Source organism: Streptosporangium sp. NPDC048886 (assembly GCF_055586905.1).
On sequence record NZ_JBVJHH010000001.1, the window covers coordinates 326,708 to 346,130 of the forward strand.

Annotated in this window: 19 protein-coding genes; 6 read left to right on the forward strand and 13 right to left on the reverse strand. The window is 72.0% G+C overall.

Annotated features, from left to right (window positions below):
• Positions 1–62 precede the first annotated feature (62 nt).
• The 3 genes from ACZ6R6_RS01395 to ACZ6R6_RS01405 all read left to right on the forward strand — a co-directional run bounded on the left by ACZ6R6_RS01395 (position 63) and on the right by ACZ6R6_RS01405 (position 2,086).
• A complete protein-coding gene (locus tag ACZ6R6_RS01395; RefSeq protein ID WP_470089230.1) occupies positions 63–821 on the forward strand; it encodes an SDR family NAD(P)-dependent oxidoreductase in 759 nt (252 codons plus the stop codon).
• A 132-nt stretch (positions 822–953) separates the two neighbouring features.
• Positions 954–1,316: a phosphomannose isomerase type II C-terminal cupin domain gene (locus tag ACZ6R6_RS01400; RefSeq protein ID WP_470089232.1), complete on the forward strand. Its 363-nt coding sequence runs from the start codon at positions 954–956 to the stop codon at positions 1,314–1,316.
• An 86-nt stretch (positions 1,317–1,402) separates the two neighbouring features.
• Entirely contained in the window at positions 1,403–2,086 is a 684-nt protein-coding gene (locus ACZ6R6_RS01405) for an HNH endonuclease family protein (protein ID WP_470089233.1), read from the forward strand.
• Here the strand turns inward: ACZ6R6_RS01405 and ACZ6R6_RS01410 are convergent, their stop codons facing one another.
• From ACZ6R6_RS01410 to ACZ6R6_RS01425, 4 genes are all read right to left on the reverse strand, one after another.
• Positions 2,087–2,437 carry a PepSY domain-containing protein gene (locus tag ACZ6R6_RS01410; RefSeq protein WP_470089235.1) on the reverse strand — a complete coding sequence of 117 codons (351 nt, stop codon included), beginning with the start codon at positions 2,435–2,437 and terminating at the stop codon, positions 2,087–2,089.
• Between the two features lie 144 nt (positions 2,438–2,581).
• Positions 2,582–3,523 (reverse strand): pirin family protein, encoded by a 942-nt coding sequence (locus ACZ6R6_RS01415; RefSeq protein WP_470089236.1) that lies wholly within the window; start codon positions 3,521–3,523, stop codon positions 2,582–2,584.
• A 66-nt stretch (positions 3,524–3,589) separates the two neighbouring features.
• Positions 3,590–4,687 carry a CU044_5270 family protein gene (locus tag ACZ6R6_RS01420; protein ID WP_470089238.1) on the reverse strand — a complete coding sequence of 366 codons (1,098 nt, stop codon included), beginning with the start codon at positions 4,685–4,687 and terminating at the stop codon, positions 3,590–3,592.
• Positions 4,684–5,274, reverse strand: a complete 591-nt coding sequence (locus ACZ6R6_RS01425) for an RNA polymerase sigma factor (protein ID WP_470089239.1) — start codon at positions 5,272–5,274, stop codon at positions 4,684–4,686. The genes ACZ6R6_RS01420 and ACZ6R6_RS01425 overlap by 4 nt, the downstream gene beginning before the upstream one ends.
• Positions 5,275–5,443: 169 nt before the next feature.
• Between ACZ6R6_RS01425 and ACZ6R6_RS01430 the strand changes: the two genes are divergently transcribed.
• Positions 5,444–6,376: an SPFH domain-containing protein gene (locus ACZ6R6_RS01430; RefSeq protein ID WP_470089241.1), complete on the forward strand. Its 933-nt coding sequence runs from the start codon at positions 5,444–5,446 to the stop codon at positions 6,374–6,376.
• Positions 6,377–6,549: 173 nt separating this feature from the next.
• Here the strand turns inward: ACZ6R6_RS01430 and ACZ6R6_RS01435 are convergent, their stop codons facing one another.
• From ACZ6R6_RS01435 to aceB, 9 genes are all read right to left on the reverse strand, one after another.
• A complete protein-coding gene (locus ACZ6R6_RS01435; protein ID WP_470089242.1) occupies positions 6,550–7,191 on the reverse strand; it encodes a response regulator in 642 nt (213 codons plus the stop codon).
• On the reverse strand, positions 7,184–8,428 hold the full coding sequence (locus ACZ6R6_RS01440) for a sensor histidine kinase (RefSeq protein ID WP_470089243.1): 1,245 nt from the start codon (positions 8,426–8,428) through the stop codon (positions 7,184–7,186). The genes ACZ6R6_RS01435 and ACZ6R6_RS01440 overlap by 8 nt, the downstream gene beginning before the upstream one ends.
• Positions 8,429–8,435: 7 nt before the next feature.
• Positions 8,436–9,143, reverse strand: a complete 708-nt coding sequence (locus ACZ6R6_RS01445; RefSeq protein ID WP_470089245.1) for an ABC transporter permease — start codon at positions 9,141–9,143, stop codon at positions 8,436–8,438.
• Between the two features lie 7 nt (positions 9,144–9,150).
• Complete coding sequence (locus ACZ6R6_RS01450) at positions 9,151–10,059, reverse strand: ABC transporter ATP-binding protein (protein WP_470089246.1); 909 nt, start codon at positions 10,057–10,059, stop codon at positions 9,151–9,153.
• Positions 10,060–10,227: 168 nt separating this feature from the next.
• Entirely contained in the window at positions 10,228–10,968 is a 741-nt protein-coding gene (locus tag ACZ6R6_RS01455; protein ID WP_306857076.1) for an IclR family transcriptional regulator, read from the reverse strand.
• 88 nt (positions 10,969–11,056) lie between these two features.
• Positions 11,057–12,295: a (Fe-S)-binding protein gene (locus tag ACZ6R6_RS01460; protein ID WP_470089248.1), complete on the reverse strand. Its 1,239-nt coding sequence runs from the start codon at positions 12,293–12,295 to the stop codon at positions 11,057–11,059.
• 1 nt (position 12,296) lies between these two features.
• Positions 12,297–13,583 (reverse strand): FAD-binding oxidoreductase, encoded by a 1,287-nt coding sequence (locus tag ACZ6R6_RS01465; protein WP_470089249.1) that lies wholly within the window; start codon positions 13,581–13,583, stop codon positions 12,297–12,299.
• A complete protein-coding gene (locus ACZ6R6_RS01470) occupies positions 13,583–15,040 on the reverse strand; it encodes an FAD-linked oxidase C-terminal domain-containing protein (protein ID WP_470089250.1) in 1,458 nt (485 codons plus the stop codon). Before ACZ6R6_RS01470 ends, ACZ6R6_RS01465 begins: the two co-directional genes overlap by 1 nt.
• Before the next feature lie 168 nt (positions 15,041–15,208).
• Positions 15,209–16,795 (reverse strand): malate synthase A, encoded by a 1,587-nt coding sequence (gene aceB / locus ACZ6R6_RS01475; RefSeq protein ID WP_470089252.1) that lies wholly within the window; start codon positions 16,793–16,795, stop codon positions 15,209–15,211.
• A gap of 249 nt (positions 16,796–17,044) precedes the next feature.
• Here aceB and ACZ6R6_RS01480 point away from each other — a divergent pair, with 249 nt between their 5' ends.
• Together ACZ6R6_RS01480 and hflX are read left to right on the forward strand one after the other, a co-directional pair.
• Positions 17,045–17,740 carry a DUF4097 family beta strand repeat-containing protein gene (locus ACZ6R6_RS01480; RefSeq protein ID WP_470089253.1) on the forward strand — a complete coding sequence of 232 codons (696 nt, stop codon included), beginning with the start codon at positions 17,045–17,047 and terminating at the stop codon, positions 17,738–17,740.
• A gap of 135 nt (positions 17,741–17,875) precedes the next feature.
• Positions 17,876–19,333: a GTPase HflX gene (gene hflX, locus ACZ6R6_RS01485; RefSeq protein WP_370879586.1), complete on the forward strand. Its 1,458-nt coding sequence runs from the start codon at positions 17,876–17,878 to the stop codon at positions 19,331–19,333.
• Positions 19,334–19,423: the final 90 nt, after the last annotated feature.

Here is a 19,423-nt window from a genome sequence, read left to right on the forward strand (position 1 = left end):
GCTCCGCACGGTGAGTCCGGTGCGCGGGCGCGGCGAGCCCGGTGCGCAAGAGGAGGATCTGGATGCTGGACCGATTCCGGCTGGACGGCAAGGTCGCGATCGTCACCGGAGCCTCCTCGGGCCTCGGCGTCGCGTTCGCGCGGGGCCTGGCCGAGGCGGGCGCGGACATCGTGATCGGCGCCCGCCGCAAGGACCGCCTCGAGGAGACCCGGCGCCTGGTCGAGGAGACCGGCAGGCGGTGCGTGGCCGTGGCGACCGACGTGACCAGCCCCGAAGACTGCCAGGCGCTGGTCGAGGCGGCGGTCACCGAGCTGGGCGCGGTGGACATTCTGATCAACAACGCCGGTGTCGGTACGGCGGTGCCCGCGCTCAAGGAGACGCCCGAGCAGTTCCGGCAGGTCGTGGAGATCAACCTGCACGGCACCTACTGGATGGCGCAGGCCTGTGCCCGGGTCATGAAGCCGGGCTCCTCGATCGTCAACATCGGCAGCATCCTGGGGGAGACCACGGCCGGACTGCCGCAGGCCGCCTACAGCGCCTCCAAGGCCGCGGTCGTCGGGCTCACCCGCGACCTGGCCCAGCAGTGGACCGGCCGGCGCGGCATCCGGGTCAACTGCGTCGAGCCCGGCTTCTTCGCCTCGGAGATGACCGAGCAGTACGCCGAGGGATACATGGCGTGGCAGCTCGAACACCGTGTCCTGATGAAGCGCCCCGGCGACCCGGCCGAGCTCGTCGCGGCGGCGGTCTTCCTCGCCTCCGACGCCGGCTCCTACGTGACCGGGGCCGTGATCCCGGTGGACGGCGGCATCCTCGTCACCTGAGCCTCCCGGGCACCGAAGGTACCGGAGGTAATCGTATTCTCCCGGTTAAGTGTCCGGTTCCGTGGAGCACGCGGATCCGTCACGCACGTGTGCGAGAGTTCCCGTCATATGACGGGAACGGATGGAGGCATCTTGCTGGAGATCGACCGGCTCGGCGCGATCGTTCGCGATGAGCGCCCCTGGGGTGGGTTCGAGCGTTACACGCTCAACGAGGCGTCCACCGTGAAGATCATTGACGTGGCGCCCGGGCAGCGGCTCAGCCTGCAGCGGCACGAGCACCGGGACGAGCTGTGGGTGGCCCTCGACCCCGGCGCGGTGTTCGAGATCGACGGTGAGCGGATCGAGCCCTCGGTCGGCGACCGCGTGCTCATCCGGGCGGGCCAGACCCACCGCCTCAGCTCCGCCGGTCAGGCCACCAGGATCCTGGAGGTCGCCTTCGGCCACTTCGACGAGGACGACATCGAGCGTCTCGAAGACTCCTACGGGCGGATCTGAGGCTCCCCGGCCGGCTCTCCGGGCGGGGCTCACGCGATCCGCTCGATATATGGGGTAATTTGCCACTTCATGGGTAGTCAATGCGCGTGAGAGGTGGCAGAGTGCGGTCGGCGCTGGGACGAGGTGCGGTCGTCGCGGCGACCGCGTTCACATTGGCGGGCTGCGGCCTCGTGGGGCAGGGGGCCGACGGCCGGCTCGCCGACCAGGGGACCTCCGCCGCCTCGGCGCTCAAGGGCCTGGAGAAGTTGCAGGTCAAGGGCCGTGCCCCGATGACCGGGTTCGACCGGGAGAAGTTCGGTCCCGCCTGGTCGGATGTCGACCACAACGGCTGTGACACCCGTAACGACATCCTCAAGCGCGACCTCAAGGATGAGACGTTCAGACCGGGCACCCATGACTGCATCGTGCTGAGCGGGGTCCTCGACGACCCCTACAGCGGCAAGACCATCAAGTTCGAACGCGGTCAGAAGACCAGCATGGCGGTCCAGATCGACCACGTGGTCGCCCTCGCGGACGCGTGGCAGAAGGGCGCCCAGCAGTGGCCGGCGAGCAAGCGCAAGGAGCTCGCCAACGACCCGCTCAACCTGCTGGCCGCCGACGGTCCGCTGAACGGCCAGAAGGGCGCCGGCGACGCGGCGACCTGGCTGCCGCCGCGCCGCGCCTACCGGTGCACCTATGTCTCGCGCCAGATCGAGGTGAAGGTCAAGTACGACCTGTGGGTGACGTCCGCGGAGAAGGACGCCATGAAGGCCGTGCTGAACTCCTGCTGATCACTCCCGGTGGTCGCGCTTGAGCCTGATGATCTCACCGGTCGTGGCCGACACGTAGACGTCATACTCCCAGTCGCCCTTGTGTAGCTCGACCTTCCAGATGGGCTGGCCCTGCTCCCACTCGCGCTCGACCTCGGTCACGTGCCCGCCGGGGACACGCCTGCCGGCGATCTGGGCGGCCCTGTAGTAGGAGATGTCCGCCACGGCGGCCGGTGCGGCGGCGATGGACGCCGTGGTGGACGCGGTGGAGGAGGAGGCGGCCTGGTCCGCGGCGAGGGCGGTGCCGCCCCCGCCGGCCAGGAGGGCTGCGGTTCCGATGGTCACGATGGTGATCGCGGTGATCTGTTTCATGGTTCTAGATCTGCCGCGATCAAGATAGGGCCGCGCTAAGCCTCCGTTAAAAAGAGCGTCACGTCTGCGCCGGCGCGGCGCACCGCCCCGCGCGGGCTCCAGCCGCAGGCCGGTCAGCGGACGCGGACTCTTTCAGCTGGGTCGTCAGCGGACGCGGCCCCTGGGCTTCAGCCGGGTCGTCGGCAGGGCGGGGGCGGGCAGCGGGGCGCCGTCGAAGCCCCGGACGGTGCCGAAGACCCCACCTTCCGCACCCTCCGCCCACTCCTGGCGGAAGGCGACGATCTCGTCGTGGCTGCGGCCGATGAAGTTCCACCACATCACGATCTCCTCGTCGAACGGCTCGCCGCCCAGCAGCAGGAGGCGGCCCTGCCCGCGCAGCCGCAGATCCGGCCGGCCGGAGCCGAGATACAGCAGCGCACCGCGCTCCAGCCGCGCACCGGCCGCCTCGACGTCGCCGGACAGCAGGAGAGCCGCGTGCTCGAAGCCGGGCTCCAGGGGCAGGTCGGCGCCGCCGGACAGCGTGATCTCCGCGCCGACCAGCGGCGTGTAGGCGCGGGCCGGGGAGACGGCGCCGCCCAGCGATCCCATGATCACGGTGACCCGCGCGTCACCCTTCTCCAGGACCGGCAGGTCGGCGTGGTGCTCGAAGTGCGGGGCCGTGTGCCGGTCGCCGTCGGGCAGGGCCACCCAGAGCTGCACGCCGTGCAGCAGCGCCTCGGCCGACTCCTCCGAGTGGGAGATGCCGCGCCCCGCCGTCATCAGGTTGAGCTGGCCCGGCCGCACCTTCTGCAGGCTGCCGAGGCTGTCGCGGTGCAGCACCTCACCCGAGAGCAGCCAGGTGACCGTCTGCAGCCCGGTGTGCGGGTGCGGCGGCACGCGCATGGCCGCCATCTCGGGACCGTAGTCGTCGAGAAAGCACCAGGCGCCGACCATCCGCCGCCCCCGGCTGGGCAGCGTGCGGGTGACCGTCATCGCGCGTGGCCCGCCCAGCGCCACCGCGTGGCCGGTCAGCCGCTCGACGACCGGCCCGGCCGCGGCGGCCGCGGCGCACCGGGTCTCCCTCGGGACTGTTTCCAGGTTGCTCATCCCCTGACTGTACGGCTCGCGCGAGCGTCGGCCGGCCGCCGAGACCGCCCGCCCCGGCCCGGCCGGCTACCCCGTCTGGCCCACCGGCTCCGGGCAGGTGGAGGCCGTGTCCGCCGCCAGCTCGGGCACGTCGGGCGGGGAGTCGGCCACGGTGACCGAGAGCTGGGCGGTCGAGGCGACCAGGCTGCCCACCGGGGACTCGGCCGCCTTCTCGTCGACCACCACGCCCCGCTCGCCCAGGAGCTCGTAGGTGTCCGGGTCGAAGATCAGGTCCTCCCGCACGCCCGCGGAGACCCGGCCCACGCCGATGCCCCGGCGGCCCGCCGCGTCCTCGGCGTCCCGTACGACGTCGACCCCGGGGATCGTCCCCACGGCCTGGAAGAGCGCCGCCCGCTGCGCCGGGGGCAGGTAGTTCTCCCGCAGCATGTCGCCGGCGGCGGTCCACGCGGCCTCGTCCTTGGAGTTGCCGCCACGCTCGCCCGTGTAGAGGTGGGCGCGCATCCCCTCGGCGTCGGCGGGCAGCTTCTTCAGGCTGGCGTAGTCGGTGCGCAGGTGGTCGGGGGCCTTCGCGCAGACCGGCAGCCGGTTCCACTGGGTGCCGCTGTCGCGGTGGGCCTCCGGCGGGACGGGCCAGCCGGGATAGGCGCGCGGCTCCAGATGTTCGATCTTCAGCGCGCCGTCCCTCTCCCCGTTGGCGGACTGCCAGATGGCCCGCTTGGTCCGGTAGAGATACCGCCACTCGGTCTGCGCGTCGCCGTCGGCGTCGGTGCCCATGCCCCCGAACGCGCCGTACATCGTCTGCGACTCGACCTTGACGAACTGGTCGTCACGCGGGTCGAGGTCGCTGCGCGCGGCCGCCCGCGCGGCCCTGCCGAGCACCTCGGTCGCCGACATGGGGGCGATCTTGGGCATCGCCACCACCACCTCGGCGCCGCCTGTCTGCGGCTCCGGCGCCCGCACCGTGACCGTCACGGCCACGGTGGCCGCCACCGCGAGCGCTCCGGCCAGTGCCACCGCGTAGGGCCTGCGCCACAGCGGCCCGCGGCCCGCGGTGGCCGTGGTGGCCGCGACCAGCCCCCGCCGGGCCGCGTTCTTCGCCTCCTGGCCGTACGGCGGCGCGTCCGGGCGGATGCCGGCCACCATCTCGATCTCGTCGTTGTTCATGCGTGCGACTCCAGTGAGCGGCGGATCTTGGTCCGGGTGCGTGAGAGCCGGGACCGCACGGTCCCGATCGGGATGCCGAGCGCCTGGGCGGCCTCCTCGTAGGTCAGTTCGGCCCAGGCCACCAGCAGGAGCAGATCCCGCTCGGCGGAGCCGAGCCCGGCCAGCGCGGCGGCCAGCGCGGGCCGGAGCCGGTCGGCGGTGACCCGCTCCGCGCTGCGCTCCTCGAACTCGGCCGCCGGTTCCGGGGCCTGCCGGGCCAGTGCCTTGAGCCTGCGGACCTCGGCCCTGCGGTGGCCGGAGATCAGGTTCGAGGCGATGCCGTACAGCCAGGGTCTGGCGTCGGTCCTGCGCAGGTCGTAGCGGGCCCGTTTGCGGAACGCGACGAGGAACGTCTCGGCCGTCACGTCGTCGGCCGTGGTGACGTCCTCCAGCCGCCGCGCCGCATACCGATGGATCTCGTCGGCGTGCCGGTCGAAGAGCCCGGCGAACCTGTCGGGATCCGCCAGAGACTCCTTGATCAGCGCCGCGTCATCGGAGGGCGGAGGCAGCGTGGGCACTCCGGCCTGTTGGGGGAGCGCCAGCGTCACCACCCGTTTCGTCCAGTCATCAGGAGAGTTCCTTCCGGGGCGCGTCCGCGCCCTCACCCCTTACTCCGCCGCTCGGCGTCTCCCGGTTCCCGTTCGGCGGGGGCCTGCCGGACTCCGCGGCGCGGCACTAGGATCCGCCTTCGGTGAACCGGGAGCAAAGGGAGAGGCGATGAGCGCGCAGAAGGCGCAGAAGGACGGCGGCCGGCGGCTGCTGTTGAAGGGGTTCCTGCTGGCGGTCGCCGTGGTGGTGGTCTCCGGCTTCGTCCTCAGCGGGTGCTCCCGGGTGAGCACCCAGCCCGACGAGATGGTCCTGCACTACGCGGGAGGCACCTTCGAGGCCATCAAGTTCGAGCGATGCATCAACCCCTCCAGCGGCGCCACGCTGCTCGGCCCCGGCGACACGGCCTACTCCTACCCCTTCGGCCAGCGGACCTTCGACTTCTCCGGGGCCGAGGACGCCGAGTCCAAGCCGCTGTCGGTGGTCTCCAAGGACAACGTCGAGATGACCGTGTCCGGGGTGGCGACGTTCACGCTGAACACCGAGTGCAAGACGCTGCAGCGCTTCCACGAGAAGATCGGGCTGAAGTTCCGCGCCTACTACGAGGACGGCGAGTCGGAGGGGTGGCGGCGGATGCTCAACATCTACCTGCGGGTGCCGCTGGACCGGGCGCTGGACGCCGCGTCGCAGGAGTTCGAGTGGCGGGGGCTGTTCAACGACCCCAAGGTGAAGCAGGCATGGGAGGCACGGGTCGGGGTGCTGGCCCGGGAGTTCATCAAGGAGACGGCCGGGGCCGACTACTTCTGCAACCAGAACTACTCCGGCGGCGGTGACTGCGGCGACATCTCCCTGACGATCCAGAAGCCCGAGCCGCCGGAGGCCCTGGTGAGCGCGCTCGCCTCCGAGCAGGCCGCCAAGGCGGAGAACATCGCCCAGGCCCAGCGCAACGCCAAGGTCCGCACCGAGCTCGAATCCATCAAGGACCTCGTCAAGGTCCTCGGCCCGCAGGGCGCCGTGCTCTGGCAGGCCATCCAGAAGGGGCAGGTGTCGGTGGTCCCGGTCCCGCAGGGCAGCAACCTCAACATCACCCCGCAGAACCGCTAGCGACCCCGCACGGCCGGCAGGACGTACGGCCCGCGCCGCCGCTCGGCGGGCGGCCGGTCCGGGGCCGCGCGCTCCGGCCGCCCCCGCCGGCGGAGGCCGCGCGCTCCGGCCGCCCCCGCCGGCGGAGGCCGCGTGCTCCGGTCGCCCCTCGGCGGGGCCGGGCGTCAGCGACTCTACCGGGGGCCGAGCGTCAGCACGCCGCGTTCGAACGCCACCGCCACGGCGGCCGCGCGGTCGTTCACGCCGAGCTTGGCGTAGATGTGCAGCAGGTGGGTCTTGACCGTCGCCTCGCTGATGAACAGGCGGCGGGCGGCCTCCCGGTTGGTGGCCCCCCGGGCGATCAGGCCGAGGACCTCCAGCTCGCGCGGGCTCAGCGGCTCCACGGGGGTCCGCATCCGGCCGAGGAGGCGGGTCGCCACCGACGGGGAGAGCACGGCTTCGCCGCGGGCCGCCGACTGGACCGCCCGGATCAGATCCTCCTGCGGCGCGTCTTTGAGCAGGTAGCCGGTGGCTCCCGCCTCGACGGCGGGCAGGACGTCGCTGTCGGTGTCGTAGGTGGTGAGCACGAGGACGCCCGCCGTGACGCCGCGCTCGGCCAGCCGCCTGATCGCCGTCACCCCGTCCATCCGGGGCATCCGCAGATCCATCAGGATCACGTCGGGGCGCAGCTCCTCGGCGAGGGCGACCGCCTCGGCCCCGTCGCCGGCCTCGCCGACCACCTCGAACCGCGGGTCGCGGCTGAACATGCCGCGCAGGCCGTCGCGGACGACGGGATGGTCGTCGGCGACCAGCAGCCGGATGGGAGGCTCACCCATCGCGGGCCTCCAGCGAGATCGCCGGCAGGCTCGCGGAGACGGCGGTGCCCTGACCGGGCTCCGACTCGATCTCCAGCGTCCCGGCGAGCCTGCTCACCCGCTGCCGCATGGCGGCCAGCCCGAAGCCGCCGCCCGCGCCTCCGGGGCCGGGCCGGAACCCGACGCCGTCGTCGCGGACGTCCAACGTGATCACCTCGCCCATGTAGGAGAGCGTAAGCCCGACCCGGGAGGCGTGCGCGTGGCCGGCGACGTTGGCCAGCGCCTCCTGCGCCGCGCGCAGCAGGGTCACCTCGACCTCGGGGTGGAGGGGCCGTGCCGTACCGGTCGTGGCGACCTCGACGGCCACCCCGCTGATGTGCGACCAGCGACGTGCCACGTCCGCCAGCGCGTCGGGGAGGCGGGCCGTCTCCAGGACCTGCGGGCCCACGGCGTGCACGGTCCGGCGGGCCTCGGTGAGACTCTCCCGGGCCAGCCGGACGGCGTTGTCCAGATGACGCTCCCGTTCGGCGGGGCACTGCCCGGCCTGCCTGGCCGCCTGGACCTGGGTGATGACCCCGGCCAGCCCCTGGGCGATCGTGTCGTGGATCTCCCGTGCCACGCGCTGGCGCTCGTCCAGCACCCCGGCCTCCCGGGCCTGGACCAGCAACTGCGCGTGCAGCCCGGTGTTCTCCCGCATCGTCGCCTCCAGCCGGCTGTTGGCCTCGGCCAGCTCCGCGATCATCTCCTTGCGCTGCGCGCTCTGCTCGGCCGTCACCTCTCCCACCAAACTGAACAGCGCGACCATCCCCACGATGGCCCCGACGAACAGCAGGTGGAACAGGGCCGCGGACAGGGTGGCGGGCGGCCCTCCGTAGACGGCGGTCACCGTGATCGCGGCGGTGCCGGTGACCCCCGCCAGCCTCCACCTCCCCGGCAGGAACCGCCAGGAGTGCAGGTAGCCGGTGAAGCCGAAGAACGGGATGAACCAGAAGCTCCTGGAGACCAGCACCGCGATCAGGACCAGCAGCCCCGCGCAGTAGATCCCCATCGGGAACGGGCGCGCCTGCCAGCCGGGATGCAGGGTCACCATCCACAGGATCCAGGCGCCGGCCAGCAGGGCGATGACCGGCGTGCCCAGCCGGTCGGCCCCGGAGCGGCCGTCGGTGAGCCACGACAGCGCCGTGGAGATCGCCAGCAGCGCGTAGGGAGCGGCGTCGGTGAGCCGTGCCAGGCGCCGTTCCCAGAGGTCGAGCCGCATGTTCTGCCTACTCCCAGCGGAAGAGCCTGGCCGCGACCGCGCCGACGGCCAGGGCGTATCCCGCCATCACGCAGATGAGCAGGGGCTGCGCCGGGGCCCCGGCCCAGGCGTCGTGGACGGCCTGGCGGAAGGCTCCGAGCGGGGTGAACTCCCCGATGCGGGCCAGCACGGCGGGCATCATCTCCTTAGGCTGCATCAGCCCGCCCAGAAAGGCCAGCGGGAAGTACAGCAGCACGCCGACGCCGTTGGCGACGCGGCCGCTCGGCGCCAGCGCGGCGATCACCAGGCCGATGGAGAAGACCGACGCGACGCCCAGGACGAAGGTCAGCAGGAACTGCGCGGGCCGGGCGGGCGCGGTGGCGCCGAGGAAGGCCAGCGCCATCCCCATGAGCAGCGCGGTGGCGACGGCCGCGAACGCCGTCTGGAGGACCAGCTGCACGGTCAGCATCGTCACCGGCCGGACCGGGGTGGTCGACAGCCGCCGCAGGATCCCTCTCTCACGGTAGGTGGCCAGGGTCGTCGGCACCATGTACAGGCCCACCAGCCCGATGGCGATCGTCAACGTCATCGTGGGGAGCACGGTGTCGCCGGGCGAGCTGGTGGAGCTGAAGACCAGCAGGATGAAGAGCGGGACGATGAGGGTGAAGATCGAGCCCGGGTCGCGGAGCAGCAGTTTGGTCTCCACCAGGGTGAGCTTGGGAAAGCCGGTCATCATGATCTCCTCAGGCTTCGAAGGGGCGGCCGGTCAGCGCGATGAACGCGTCGTCGAGCGTGCGCTGGTCCATGCGCAGGTCGGCCACCAGGACATGGTCACGGGCCAGCGCGGCGGTCACCGCGCCGACGAAGTCACCGGTGCCGGAGACGACGACCTGCCCGCCGGACCGGGTCACCGACACGACCCCCGGCAGGTCCGTCAGCGGGCCGGTGTCGAACTCGGCCATCGGCCGGAACCGCATCTCGTGCTCGGTGTCGACCCGGGCGATCAGGCCGGCCGGGGTGTCGACGGCGACGATCCGCCCGCGGTCGAAGACCGCCACCCGGTCGCAGAGCTCCTCCACCTCGTCCATGAAGTGGCTGACCAGGACCACCGTCACCCCGGTGGCGCGGATCTCCTGGATCAGCTTCCAGGTGGTGCGCCGGGCCTGCGGGTCCAGGCCGGTGGTGAGCTCGTCGAGGAAGGCCACGCGGGGGTTGCCGACCAGGGCCAGGGCGATGAAGAGCCGCTGCTGCTGGCCGCCCGACAGTTTCCCGAACCTCGCGTTGCGCTTGTCGGCCAGCCCCCATCGCTCCAGCAGCGTCCGCCAGTCGAGCGGATCACGGTAGAAGGAGGCGTACAGCTCCAGCGCCTCCCACACCTTGATGTTCTCGGGCAGCTGGGTCTGCTGGAGCTGCACGCCGATCTGCCGGTGCAGCCGGTCGCCGTCCCCGACCGGGTCCAGCCCCAGCACCCGGATCGACCCCCCGTCCGGCCGCCTCAGCCCCTCCACGCACTCCACCGCGGTGGTCTTGCCCGCCCCGTTGGGCCCGAGGATGCCGAAGATCTCGCCCTCTTCCACCGAGAAGGACACCCCCGACAGGGCCGTGTGCTTCCCATAGCGTTTGACCAGGTCCTTCACCTCGATGATTGCCATGGGTCAATCGTGGTCCCCGAGGGTGCCCGCGCGGATCGCCCAGCCGGCCATGACCGGAGCCGTACGCGGTCGATGCCCCGCATCCACCGATCGGTGGATGCGGGGCATCGGATCCGGCCGTCCCCTCCCGCCCGGGTCCCGCGGTCCGCTCCCGCCGGGCCGGGGACCTCAGAAGCTCAGCTCGGAGCCGAAGTCATGCGCGATCTTCCGCATGTCCCTGGCGAGGTCCTCCCGATCGAGCGCGTCGATCCGCTCGGCCGGACCCGACACCGACATCGCGGCGACCATCCGCGAGCCGTCGTGCACCCCCACGGCCAGGCAGTGCACGCCGAACTCCTCCTCGCCCAGGTCCATCGCGTACCCCTGCTCCCGCACGCGCCCCAGCTCGGCGAGCATGCCGGGCAGGTCGGTGATCGTGCCGGCGGTCCGCCGGGGCATGCCGGTCCGCTCGACGAGCGCGGCCACCTCGGTGTCCGGGCGCCCGGCCATCAGGACCTTCCCCACCGCCGTGCTGTGCGGCAGCACCCGCCTGCCGACCTCGGCGAACATCCGCAGCCGCCGCGGCGAGGGGACCTGGGCGACGTAGACGACGAAGTCGCCCTCCAGCACCGCCAGGTTGGCCGTCTCACCGGACAGCTCGACCATCTTCGTCAGGTACGGCTGCGCCCGGACACCGACCATCCGCTCGGCGACCCCGCTGAGCCGTACCAGGGCGCCGCCCAGCGCGTAGCGACGGTCCGACTCCTGGCGCACGTATCCTCGGTCGAGCAGCGTGCGCAGCAGCCGGTGGATCGTCCCGTACGGCAGGCCGGTGCCGGCCGCGATCTCCGACAGGCCGGCCTGCCCACCCCGCTCCGCGAGAGCCTCCAGCACGTCCAGTGCCCGGTCGACCGACTGCACCCCACTCATGCGACCTCCTCGCCCGGCGGCTCGGAGCCCGCGTCCGCGGACGCCCCGTGCCCTCTGATCCGCTCGCTGCGCGCTCCGGTCCGCCGGCTCATGGCACCGCCGGCAGGCCGCGTAGGGAGGCGTCCAGGACCTGGGCGACGTGCGCGACGGGGATCGCCGCCGCTCCCCGGCGGCGGATCGCCGCGGTGATCTGCATGGTGCAGCCGGGGTTGGCCGAGACCAGCAGGTCGGCGCCGGTGGCCAGCACCCGCTCCGCCTTGCGGTCTCCGAGCTCCCGGGCGGCCTCGGGCTGGAGGAGGTTGTAGGTTCCCGCGGAACCGCAGCAGATGGCTGACTCGGCGATCTCTCTCAACTCCAGATCGGGGATGGCGGTGAGCAGTTGACGGGGTTGGGATCGTATCCCCTGCGCGTGGGCCAGGTGACAGGCGTCGTGGTAGGCCACCGTGAGCGGCAGGGGGTGCCGCCGCGCCGCGGGGCCCAGCTCGGCGAGATATTCCGTCAGGTCGACGGTCCGGATCGCCCGGGCCCGGTCGGCCCACCCGCCTTCCAGGATCTCGGCGTACTCCTTCATGGTCGACCCGCAGCCCGCCGCGTTGACCACGACCGTGTCCACGCCCGCCCGCTCGAAGGTGGCGATCGTCCGCCTGGCGAACCGCTCCGCCTGCCCCTGCTGCCCGGAGTGCAGCGACAGCGCTCCGCAGCAGCCCTGCGAGGCAGGGATGACCACCTCGCATCCCTCCAGCGCGAGCACCCGGGCCGTGGCCGCGTTGACCTGGGGGAAGAACTCGCCCTGCACGCATCCGGTGAGCATCCCGACCGTGGCCCTGCGCCTGCCCCTCGCCTCGATCCTGCGGGGCAGCCGCACCCTCGCCGGGACCGGGGGAGCGAGGTCGGCCATCGCCGCCAGGGACGGGTTGATCCGCTCCAGCCTCGGGGCGATCCTGCGGCGCAGCCCCGCGCTGAGCCGCAGCGGCAGCCGCATCGCCCGCAGCCGCCGGGGATAGGGGAAGAGCTGGAAGACCAGGGCGCGCAGCGCCCGGTCGTCCGGCCGCCGGACGTGCGTCCGCTCCACCTCGGCCCGGGTCTGCTCGATCAGCCGGTCGTATCTGACCCCCGAGGGGCAGGCCGTCACGCATGCCATGCACCCCAGGCAGGCGTCGAAGTGCCCGGCCATCTCCGGTGTCAGCGGCGTGCCCTCGACATGCTGCTTCATCAGGTGGATCCGGCCGCGCGGGGAGTCCATCTCCTCGCCCCACAGGACGTATGTCGGGCACGTGGGCAGGCAGAACCCGCAGTGCACGCAGTCGCCGATCAGCTCGGGGTCCATCTCAGATCCCTCCCACCGACCGGCCGGGAGACATCCTCCGGCCGGGGTCGAACCGTTCCTTGACCCGCCGCATGAGCGGCAGCGCGCTCACCGGGCCCCAGCGGTCCACCCGGCGGGCGAGCCCGTGCGGCGCGGCGAGCACGGTCAGCCGGCCGCCGAGGGGGCCGAGGCCGTCGCGTACGGACGACACGAACCCCGCGAACGCCGAGCCGTCGACGTCCGGAGGCAGGGCGATCTGGAGGATCCCCGAGGCCACCGATCCGCGCACCCGCGCGGGCGGCCCGTGCGCCGCGACCGCCCGCAGCGCGTCGCCCACGCGGGCGGGCCGGACCCGCAGTTCCAGCAGCGGCTCGTCGCCGGGCAGCGTCCCCCACCAGCCGGGCGGGCGGTCGGCGACCCGCGCGGCGCCGTGCCCGCCCATCAGGGTCCGTACGGCCTGCGCCCGATCCTCGGCCGCGCTCCCCTCGACCAGGGCGGCCACGGTGGGCGCGTCCCGGAGGTCGGGCCAGTCCAGCTCGATCGCGCTCGGCTCGGCCTGGGAGGCCGCGAGTCCGAGGGCGAGCGCCTCCACGCCGGGAAGGGGGCCGGGCCGGCCGTCGCCGTCCGGGGGCCCGGGAGCGGGCAGCCGGACGGTGATCCAGCGGCGGTCGCCGGGGATCGGGTGGAGGCGGAAGGCGGCCTCGGTGATGACGCCGAGCGTGCCGTAGGAGCCGGTGAACAGCTTGCCCAGGTCGTAGCCGGCGACGTTCTTGACGACCTTGCCGCCGGATCTGGCGACCGTGCCGTCCGCCAGCACGACCGTGACGCCGATCAGCAGATCGCGGGCCGTGCCGTAGCGGAACCTGCGGGGGCCGGCGGTGGCGGTGGCGAGCACGCCGCCGACCGTGGCGCCGTCGAGCGGGACGTCGAGGGAGAGCTCCTGCCCCCTGGCGGCGAGGGTCTCGGCCAGCGAGTGCGTGGTCACGCCCGCCTGGACGCGGACGACGAGGTCGCCGGAGGCGTGTTCGAGCACCTGGTTCAGGCAGCAGGTGTCGAGCAGCAGGTCGCAGCGCTCCGGCGGGGGACCCCAGTGCAGTTTGGTGCCGCCGCCGACCGGGACCACGGCGAGATCGTGCTCGGCCGACAGGCGCGTCAGCGCGGCGACCTCCTCGGTGGTCTCGGGCAGCGCCACCCAGCGGGGCAGGACCCCGGCCACGGCGTCGCCCGGCCCGGCCCGCCAGACCGTCACGCCTGTCTCGCGCAGCGCGTCCGTCAGGGGGGCCGCGCCCGTCTCGTGCAAGGCGTCCATCAGAACTGTTCCGCCTGTCCTGACTCGACCAGCGGGTGCACGCCCTTGCGGACCCCCGGGACCTCGCCGCACAGGCGCGGGGTGGGGAAGATCTTGCCCGGGTTCGACAGGCCGCGGGGGTCGAAGGCGCAGCGCACCAGCTGCATGGTGTCGAGATCGTCGTCGGAGAACATTTTTGGCATATATCGTGACTTGTCCACGCCGACACCGTGTTCGCCGGTGATGGATCCGCCGTGCTCGACGCAGAGGTCGAGGATCCTCCCCGAGACCAGCGCGGCCCGCTCGCCCGCGCCGGGCTCCGCGTCGTCGAACAGCACCAGCGGATGCAGGTTGCCGTCACCGGCGTGGAAGACGTTGGCCACCCGGATGCCGTACTCGCGCGACAGCCGGTCGATGCTCGCCAGCACCTCCGGCAGCGCGGTCCTGGGCACGACCCCGTCCTGCACGATGTAGGCGGGGCTGATCCGGCCCACCGCGGCGAAGGCCGACTTGCGGCCCTTCCAGATCGCGGCCCGCTCCGCCGGGTCGGCGGCGACCCGCAGCTCGAACGCGCCGCTCTCCCGGCAGATCCGGGTCACCTCGCCGAACTGGTGGGCGACCTCCGCGGCGGGGCCGTCCAGCTCCACGATGAGCACCGCCCCGGCGCCCTCGGGGTAGGCGCAGGCCACGGCCGCCTCGGCCGCCTCGATCGCCAGGGCGTCCATCATCTCGATCGCGGCGGGCAGGATGCCGCCGCCGATGATGGCCGACACCGCCTGGCCGCCCCGTTCGATGCCGTCGAACGCCGCGAGCAGGGTCGTCACGGTCTCCGGGGCCCGCGTCAGCCGTACGGTGACCTTGGTGGCGATGCCGAGCGTGCCCTCCGAGCCGACGAAGGCGCCCAGCAGGTCGTAGCCGGGGTCGGCCTCCGACAGCTCGACGATGTCGCCGTCGGGGGTGACGACCTCCAGGGCGAGCACGTGGTTGACGGTGAAGCCGTACTTCAGGCAGTGCGCGCCGCCGGAGTTCTCCGCGACGTTGCCGCCGATGGAGCAGACCTGCTGGCTGGAGGGGTCGGGCGCGTAGTAGTAGCCCTGGTCGCGGACCGCCTCGGTGATGGCCAGGTTGGTGACGCCCGGCTCCACCACGGCCCGCCGGTCCGCCAGGTCGATCGAGAGGATCCGCCGCATCTTCGAGGTGACGATCAGCACCCCGTCGGTCCGCGGCAGCGCCCCGCCCGACAGCCCCGTCCCCGCGCCCCTGGCCACGAACGGCACGCCGTGGTCGTTGCAGAGCCGCACCACGGCCGCGATCTGCTCGGCGGTCTCCGGCAGCACGACGACGCCGGGCGTGGCCCGGTGGTGGGTCAGCCCGTCGCACTCATAGGTGCGCAGCCGCACCGGATCGGTGATCACCGCTCCGCGGCCGAGCACCTCCTGCAGACGCCCGGCCAGTCCGTCGAGTGTCTTCGTCCCCATCGTTCCTCCTCCCGCGTGCGCGGGAGCTGGGCAGTGCCCCTGCTCTCGCGGCCACCCGGTTGATCGAGGAAAACATCCCTCTATGTCGCATTCTCGCTCAGGATCGGGGTGCCGGCGCCCGATGACCGCGCCCACCCCCGGACCGCCGGTCCGGGGGCGGGCGCGCTGTCACGGCATGCGCGCGTAGGCGGGCAGGGTGAGGAACTCCGCGAAGTCGTCGTCGAGGGCGACCTCCTTGAACAGGGCGGTGGCCTGGGCGTAGCGGGCCTCGTCGTAGCCGGGCTCGGCCTTGATCCGGGTGAGCTCCTCGTCGATGATCCGCTCGACGAGCTCCTTGGTGACGACGGTCCCGGTGTCGGCGAGTTCGATGTCGTTGTGGATCCACTGCCAGATCTGGGATCGGGAGATCTCCGCGGTGGCGGCGTCCTCCATCAGGTTGTGGATCGCCACCGCGCCCAGACCGCCCATCCAGGCGGCGAGGTAGCGCAGCGCCACGTCCACGTTGTTGCGCAGTCCCGCCTCGGTGATGTCGCCCGGGGTCTTGGAGACCGACAGCAGGTCGGCGGCGGAGACGGAGACGTCCTCGCGCAGGCGGTCGAGCTGGTTCGGCCGGTCGCCGAGGACGCCGTCGAAGACGTCGCGGCAGATCGGGACCAGGTCGGGGTGGGCCACCCAGGAGCCGTCGAAGCCGTCGCCGGACTCGCGGGTCTTGTCGGCGGTGACCTTCTGCAGGGCGACCTCGTTGACCTCGGGGTCGCGGCGGGAGGGGATGAACGCGGCCATGCCGCCGATGGCGTGGGCGCCGCGCTTGTGGCAGGTGCGGACCAGGAGCTCGGTGTAGGCGCGCATGAACGGGGCGGTCATGGTCACCGCGTTCCGCTCGGGCAGCAGGAACTCCCGGCCCCGGGTGCGGAACTTCTTGATCACGCTGAACAGGTAGTCCCAGCGGCCGGCGTTCAGCCCGGCGGAGTGGTCGCGGAGCTCGTAGAGGATCTCCTCCATCTCGAACGCGGCCGGGTAGGTCTCGATCAGGACGGTCGCGCGGACCGTGCCCTGCGGGATGCCCAGCAGGTCCTGGGCCCTGACGAAGACATCGTTCCAGAGGCGCGCCTCCAGATGCGACTCCATCTTGGGCAGGTAGAAGTAGGGGCCCTTGCCCTTGGCGATCTGCCGCTGCGCGCAGTGGAAGAAGTAGAGGCCGAAGTCGACCAGCGAGGCGGAGAACGAGGCGCCGTCGAGGGTGAGGTGCTTCTCCTCCAGGTGCCAGCCGCGCGGGCGGACCACGATGGTGGCGAGCTCCTCGTCGGGCTTGAGCGCGTAGCTCTTGTCGCCGGCCGAGAAGTCGATGGCCCGGTCCAGCGCGTCGCGCAGGTTGAGCTGGCCGTTGACGGTGTTCTCCCAGGTGGGGGCGTTGGCGTCTTCGAAGTCGGCCAGCCAGACCTTGGCGCCGGAGTTGAGCGCGTTGATCGTCATCTTCCGGTCCACCGGGCCGGTGATCTCCACGCGGCGGTCGGCCAGGCCGGGCGCGGGCGGGGCGACCCGCCATTCGGACTCGCGCACGTGCCTGGTCTCGGGCAGGAAGTCGAGGGTGCCACCGGCCGACAGCTCGGCCTGGCGAGCCTGCCGGGCCTCCAGCAGCTCAAGGCGCCGGGCGCCGAACTCGCGCTGGAGGGCGGCCAGGAAGGCCAGTGCCTCCGGCGTGAGGATCTCGTCGTAGCGGTCCTGCGAGGGACCGATGATCTCAACGCCGTCCATGAGCTTCCTTTCCACATCATGGAAAAAAACTTCTGAATTGTGGAATCGACGCTACTGGATGGCCCCTTCCCGGTCAAAGACAGGGTCGGCTAAGGGCAGAGTCGGGGGAGTCCCCGATACGCCGGGCCCCCGCGCCCGGTCACAGTTGAGTCGGCCCCCTCCGCAGAGGGGGACTCCCTCCGTGGAGGGAGAGGAGAACGGATCGTGAGAGGGAGGCGGAACGCCTCCCCGGAGTTGAGGATTGGGCTCATGAAGCAGAACATGATCGTCGCGGGGGCGCTTCTGGGCTCGGTGCTCCTGCTGTCCGGTTGCCAGATGAACTTCGACTTCGGCAGGCAGGAGCAGGAGGTCCTCTCCTACGACGTCACCGGCGACCTGAAGGTCCTGGACGCCCACACCGGATCCGGGGACATCGTGGTCACCGGGTCCGACCGCTCCGGCGCGCGGGTGACCGAGACGCTCCACTGGAGCGGAGACAGCGACGACAGGCCCACGACCGAGCACCCCGTGGCTGACGGGACGCTCTCGCTGCGTCACAAGTGCCCCAAGGGGAACTGCTCGGTCGACTACAGGATCGAGATCCCCAAGGGACTCAGCGTCAAGCTGGACACCGGTTCGGGCAACCTCACGCTGCGCGCGCTGGAGGGCGAGGTGGAGGCCGACACCGGCTCCGGCACCGTCGAGGCCGGCACCCTGGGCGCCAAGCGCTTCACCGCCGAGACCGGCAGCGGCGAGGTCGAGGTGAAGTTCACCTCCGCGCCGGACCACGTCGAGGTCCGCACCGGCTCGGGCGGCGCCACGGTACGGCTGCCGCAGGGTTCCTACAACATCACCGCCGAGGCCGGCGCCGGCGAGAAGGTCGTCCAGGTCACCGACGACCCCTCCGCTCCCAGGACCGTCGTGGTGAGGACGGGCTCCGGGGACGCCAAGGTCCTGCCCTCCTGAGGACGCCGATCCCCACCCCCGGGTTCTTCTGCCCGAAACGGTCGATAACCAGATGAGACACGGGCGTTCACGTGGCACCATCGAAGGGAAGAGAGCCGAGGGGTTCAGGCGTTCAACTCTTCGGAGAGGACGCATATGAACCACGCACCTGAATGGAGCAACGACATAGACACTCGTGAGCCGCTGGACATTGACCAGTTCGACGACCTGCCCGATCTCGGTGAGATGGACCTGGCCGAGCGCCAGGCGCTACGCCGGGTCGCGGGGCTCTCCACGGAGCTCGAGGACGTCACCGAGGTCGAATACCGCCAGCTGCGACTTGAGCGGGTCGTTCTGGTGGGCGTCTGGACCTCGGGCACGGCGACCGACGCCGAAAACTCACTCCTGGAGCTGAAGCTCCTCGCCGAGACCGCGGGTTCGGAGGTGCTGGAAGGTGTGATCCAGCGCCGCCAGAAGCCCGACACGGCCACCTACATCGGATCGGGCAAGGCCCAGGAGCTCGCCGACATCGTCTCCGCCACCGGCGCCGACACCGTCGTGTGCGACGGAGAGCTGAGCCCCGGCCAGCTCCGCCAGCTCGAAGAGGTCGTCAAGGTCAAGGTCATCGACCGGACCATGCTGATCCTCGACATCTTCGCCCAGCACGCCAAGAGCCGTGAGGGCAAGGCGCAGGTGGAGCTCGCCCAGCTCAACTACCTGCTGCCGCGCCTGCGCGGCTGGGGCGGCAACCTGTCCCGGCAGGTGGGCGGGCGCGCCGCGGGCGGCGTCGGCATGGGCGGCCGTGGCCCCGGTGAGACCAAGATCGAGCTGGACCGCCGCCGGATCCGCGAGCGGATGGCCAAGCTGCGCCGCCAGATCGCCGAGATGACCACCTCGCGCGTGACCAAACGGGCGCGGCGGCTGGAGCGCGAGGTCCCGGCCGTGGCCATCGCCGGCTACACCAACGCGGGCAAGTCCTCGCTGCTGAACCGGCTGACCGGGGCCGGTGTGCTGGTCGAGGACGCCCTGTTCGCCACGCTGGACCCGACGGTCCGCAAGGCGCACACGCCCGAGGGCCGGCTGTTCACGCTGGCCGACACCGTCGGATTCGTCCGGCACCTGCCGCACCAGCTCGTCGAGGCCTTCCGCTCCACGCTGGAGGAGGTCGGCGACGCCGACCTGATCCTGCACGTGGTCGACGGCTCGCACCCCGACCCGGAGTCGCAGCTCGCCGCCGTGCGGGAGGTGTTCGCCGACATCGAGGGCGCCCGCGACATCCCGGAGATCGTGGTCATCAACAAGGCCGACGTCGCCGACCCGGTGGTGCTGGCCCAGCTGACCGCGCGCGAGAAGCACACCGTCGTGGTCTCGGCCCGCACCGGCGCCGGGATCGACGAGCTGCTGGCCGTCATCGAGCGCGAGCTGCCCCGCTTCGACCAGGAGGTCAGGCTGCTCGTGCCGTACCAGCGCGGTGACCTGATCTCCCGGGCGCACCAGGAGGGCGAGGTGCTCGGGATCGAGCACACCGAGGAGGGCACGATCCTGCACGCCAGGGTCCTGCCCAGCCTCTTCGCCGAGCTGGAGAGGACCGCCAAGCCGGTCGAGACCGTCTGACGGCCGCCGGCCTCACGCCCCGTCCCACCCCCCTCCGGGGGCGGTAGGACGGGGCGTCGCATGTCCGGGGCCGTGGGCCGGTGCCGTGGC

Coding starts and splice junctions, on each gene's coding strand:
- ACZ6R6_RS01395 (WP_470089230.1), top strand. CDS start 63: ATGCTGGACCGATTCCGGCTGGACGGCAAGGTCGCGATCGTCACCGGA.
- ACZ6R6_RS01410 (WP_470089235.1), bottom strand. CDS start 2,437: ATGAAACAGATCACCGCGATCACCATCGTGACCATCGGAACCGCAGCC.
- ACZ6R6_RS01415 (WP_470089236.1), bottom strand. CDS start 3,523: ATGAGCAACCTGGAAACAGTCCCGAGGGAGACCCGGTGCGCCGCGGCC.
- ACZ6R6_RS01420 (WP_470089238.1), bottom strand. CDS start 4,687: ATGAACAACGACGAGATCGAGATGGTGGCCGGCATCCGCCCGGACGCG.
- ACZ6R6_RS01430 (WP_470089241.1), top strand. CDS start 5,444: ATGAGCGCGCAGAAGGCGCAGAAGGACGGCGGCCGGCGGCTGCTGTTG.
- ACZ6R6_RS01435 (WP_470089242.1), bottom strand. CDS start 7,191: ATGGGTGAGCCTCCCATCCGGCTGCTGGTCGCCGACGACCATCCCGTC.
- ACZ6R6_RS01440 (WP_470089243.1), bottom strand. CDS start 8,428: ATGCGGCTCGACCTCTGGGAACGGCGCCTGGCACGGCTCACCGACGCC.
- ACZ6R6_RS01445 (WP_470089245.1), bottom strand. CDS start 9,143: ATGATGACCGGCTTTCCCAAGCTCACCCTGGTGGAGACCAAACTGCTG.
- ACZ6R6_RS01450 (WP_470089246.1), bottom strand. CDS start 10,059: ATGGCAATCATCGAGGTGAAGGACCTGGTCAAACGCTATGGGAAGCAC.
- ACZ6R6_RS01455 (WP_306857076.1), bottom strand. CDS start 10,968: ATGAGTGGGGTGCAGTCGGTCGACCGGGCACTGGACGTGCTGGAGGCT.
- ACZ6R6_RS01460 (WP_470089248.1), bottom strand. CDS start 12,295: ATGGACCCCGAGCTGATCGGCGACTGCGTGCACTGCGGGTTCTGCCTG.
- ACZ6R6_RS01465 (WP_470089249.1), bottom strand. CDS start 13,583: ATGGACGCCTTGCACGAGACGGGCGCGGCCCCCCTGACGGACGCGCTG.
- ACZ6R6_RS01470 (WP_470089250.1), bottom strand. CDS start 15,040: ATGGGGACGAAGACACTCGACGGACTGGCCGGGCGTCTGCAGGAGGTG.
- aceB (WP_470089252.1), bottom strand. CDS start 16,795: ATGGACGGCGTTGAGATCATCGGTCCCTCGCAGGACCGCTACGACGAG.
- ACZ6R6_RS01480 (WP_470089253.1), top strand. CDS start 17,045: ATGAAGCAGAACATGATCGTCGCGGGGGCGCTTCTGGGCTCGGTGCTC.
- hflX (WP_370879586.1), top strand. CDS start 17,876: ATGAACCACGCACCTGAATGGAGCAACGACATAGACACTCGTGAGCCG.